We start from the raw sequence: 3,429 nt of genomic DNA on the forward strand, positions 1-3,429 counted from the left end.
GGATCATTATTTAATATGTATATATATCAAGGCACATTAGTTTGTACTATACAGACCATATCTAACGATAGTTATTGTTTAGATTTATGGTAAGTACGCAGATAAAGTAAACAGTTACGTAATGACTCATCCAATGGAGCTTCAATACGTAATGTTTCACCGCTAGCGGGATGTTTAAAGCTTAGCGCAACAGCATGCAAGAAAAGCCTATTTAGGCCACAGCTTTTGAGTGTTTGATCGAAATTGCGATCACCATAACGATCATCAAACGCAATAGGATGCCCTGCATACTGGCTATGTACACGTATTTGGTGGGTACGTCCGGTCACTGGGCTAACCTTAACCAGGGTAGCTAATGTGAAGCGTTCTTCTACTTTAAAGCCAGTCTTTGACCATTTACCGTCACTGCTGACTCGCACAATGCGTTCACCGCTAGCTAAAATATTTTTTATCAACGGCGCTGATACTGATTGAGTATGAGATGGCCACTGGCCACGCACTAATGCCAAGTAATCTTTTTTGATGCTTTTCATTCGCAATTGCTCATGCATAAAACGTAAGGCTGAACGTTTTTTGGCTACTAGTAAAACACCAGAAGTATCCCGGTCTAGTCGATGCACTAGTTCTAAAAAGTGAGCATTAGGCCATAGTGCACGAAGTCCTTCTATGACACCGAAGCTAAGTCTAGAACCACTGTGTACTGCAGTTCCTGCTGGCTTATTCAAGATCAAAAGATGATCGTCTTCATACAGAATAGCTTTAGTTAAGACAGCTACTTTTCCTAGTTGAGGAGACAAAGGCTTATTATCTACTTTCCACACTGGAGGAATACGTAGCTCATCGCCGCTTTGGAGTTTGTATTTCGGTTTGATTTTATTTTTGTTAACCCGTACTTGTCCTTGACGTACGAGACGATAAATAAGGCTCTTAGGTACTCCTTTGAGTTGAGTGCGTAAGAAATTATCTATTCTTTGACCAGATTCATGCATAGCTATAGTAACTATATGTGTCTGATAATTATTTTTTTTTATAGTGCTGAATTTGAAATAAGCTGTAACCATAATGCTACCTTTATTATCTTATTAACAGTATTATGTTGGTAACAATAACAAATTTTTCTATCTCATCAATATGATCGTGAAGAACTCTACACACTGGACCGGAAAGAAAAATAGTATCTGATCGCTAATAGCTAAAGTCGTCTTGCTATGTACGTGTCAGCAATGAAATAATGCTTTTACTTTCCACGTTTGCCCGTATGAAACGTGTCATTGAGGAATAGTTGAATTTGCTTAATCCTTGACTTAATAAAACCGAAACGCAGCAATAGCGTAAGACGTAATGGTTAATCTAGTAGTTAGAGCTAGCAGCAGATTGCTGCTGGGCTGGCAAAAGGAATCAGTAGTCATAATAAGACGCAATTCCACCTCTGTAAATGCGATGTTTTTCCGTTATAACAAAAACAGGCTACCGAAATTATGCTCCACTTAGCAAGTAACAACCGTAAGGTTGATGGCTTTGTATCAAGTTACGGAGTAAAACAGTCGGTAATTACACGGCTATGCTGTTATTTGTTGCCAGCAGCTCTGATGCTAATGCATAAAACATGAGTAAGTTATGATGAAAAGAATGTTAATTAATGCAACTCAACAAGAAGAGTTGCGTGTAGCCTTAGTAGATGGGCAAAGACTCTATGATTTAGATATTGAAAGCTTGGGGCATGAACAGAAAAAAGCCAACATATATAAGGGTATAATTACCCGTATAGAACAAAGTCTTGAAGCAGCATTTGTCGATCATGGTGCTGAGCGCCATGGTTTCCTGCCTTTTAAAGAAATTGCTAGTGAATATTTTCCTAATTCTTCGAATAGTAGGATAAATATTAAGGACGTGCTGCGTGAAGGGCAAGAAATTATTGTACAGGTAGATAAAGAAGAGAGAGGTAATAAAGGCGCTGCACTTACTACTTTTATTAGTCTAGCTGGTAGCTATCTTGTTTTGATGCCGAATAACCCTCGAGCAGGAGGAATTTCGCGTCGTATCGAAGGAGAAGATCGCACTGAGCTAAAAGAAGCTTTATCATTGTTAGAACTACCAGAAGGTATGGGACTGATAGTTCGTACAGCAGGCATCGGTAAGTCAGCGGAAGCGCTACAGTGGGATCTCTCCTTCCGTCTTAAGCACTGGCAGGCAATTCAGAAAGCAGCTGAGAGTCGTCCCGCGCCATTTTTGATTTATCAAGAAAGTAATGTTATTGTACGTGCGTTCCGTGATTATCTAAAACCTGACATTGGTGAAATTCTGATAGATAACCCAAACATTTTAGATTTAGCCAAAGAACATATTACATTGTTAGGTCGTCCTGATTTCACCAACAAAATAAAACTCTATAGTGGCGAAATTCCGCTGTTTAGTTACTACCAGATAGAATCTCAGATTGAGTCAGCCTTCCAACGTGAGGTACGTTTACCTTCGGGTGGTTCTATTGTCATCGATACTACTGAGGCGCTAACAGCAATCGATATTAACTCAGCGCGTTCAACCCGCGGCGGCGATATTGAAGAGACTGCCTTTAATACTAACCTAGAAGCAGCAAATGAAATTGCTCGTCAGTTACGCTTGCGAGATCTTGGAGGTTTAATAGTCATAGACTTTATCGATATGATAAAGACGCGTCATCAACGCGAGGTAGAAAATTGCCTGCGTGAAACAGTACGTCAGGATCGTGCCCGTATTCAAATGGGACGGATATCCCGCTTTGGTTTGTTGGAGCTTTCTCGCCAGCGCCTTAGTTCATCGTTAGGTGAATCTAGTCATCACATATGTCCCCGCTGCGGGGGTACTGGTACTCTTCGTGAGAACAAATCATTGTCTCTTTCTATCCTACGTATAATTGAAGAGGAAACGCTGAAAGAAAATACTCATGAAGTACACGCTATCGTACCGGTACCTATCGCATCTTATTTGCTGAATGAAAAGCGCGCCGCCGTTAATGCTATAGAGAAACGCCAAGGTGGAGTGCGCGCGATTATCGTGCCTAATGATCAAATGCAAACTCCGCATTATGTCGTTCTCCGAATACGCAAAGGTGAAGAAGCAACAACACTAAGCTATTTGCTACCGCAACTATATAGTGCGGAAAAGATGCACTCAGCTGAGGAGTTAAACGCTGAACGAAAACGTTCAGAGCAACCTGCTCTAGCTACTTTAATGATACCAAATCAGCGAGTCATAAGAGAAAACACAACTGTGAGCGATGCACCCATTCGTAATATTTTGGGTAGATTGATGTCAGGTTTAAAATCTTTAGTCAGTGCACAGGGATCATCCCCCTTAGAACAAAAGGTGACTGAAAAGAAAATGAGACACAGTCAAGATCTCCATCTCCATAGTGAAAGTCAACATAGGCTAAATTGCAGTGGGGTCCAT

Annotated in this window: 2 protein-coding genes; one reads left to right on the top strand and one right to left on the bottom strand. The window is 40.7% G+C overall.

Translation table 11 applies throughout. The features are described from left to right. Window positions 1–71: 71 nt before the first annotated feature. Window positions 72–1,061 carry a 23S rRNA pseudouridine(955/2504/2580) synthase RluC gene (gene rluC / locus CEX73_RS01915; protein ID WP_101626914.1) on the bottom strand — a complete coding sequence of 330 codons (990 nt, stop codon included), beginning with the start codon at window positions 1,059–1,061 and terminating at the stop codon, window positions 72–74. Window positions 1,062–1,620: 559 nt separating this feature from the next. On the opposite strand from rluC, the gene rne reads away from it, so the two are divergent. Further along, on the top strand, window positions 1,621–3,429 hold a 1,809-nt coding region (gene rne / locus CEX73_RS01920), incomplete at its 3' end, for a ribonuclease E (RefSeq protein WP_101626915.1).

This window comes from Candidatus Palibaumannia cicadellinicola (genome assembly GCF_002855795.1).
Lineage (GTDB): Bacteria > Pseudomonadota > Gammaproteobacteria > Enterobacterales > Enterobacteriaceae > Baumannia > Baumannia cicadellinicola_C.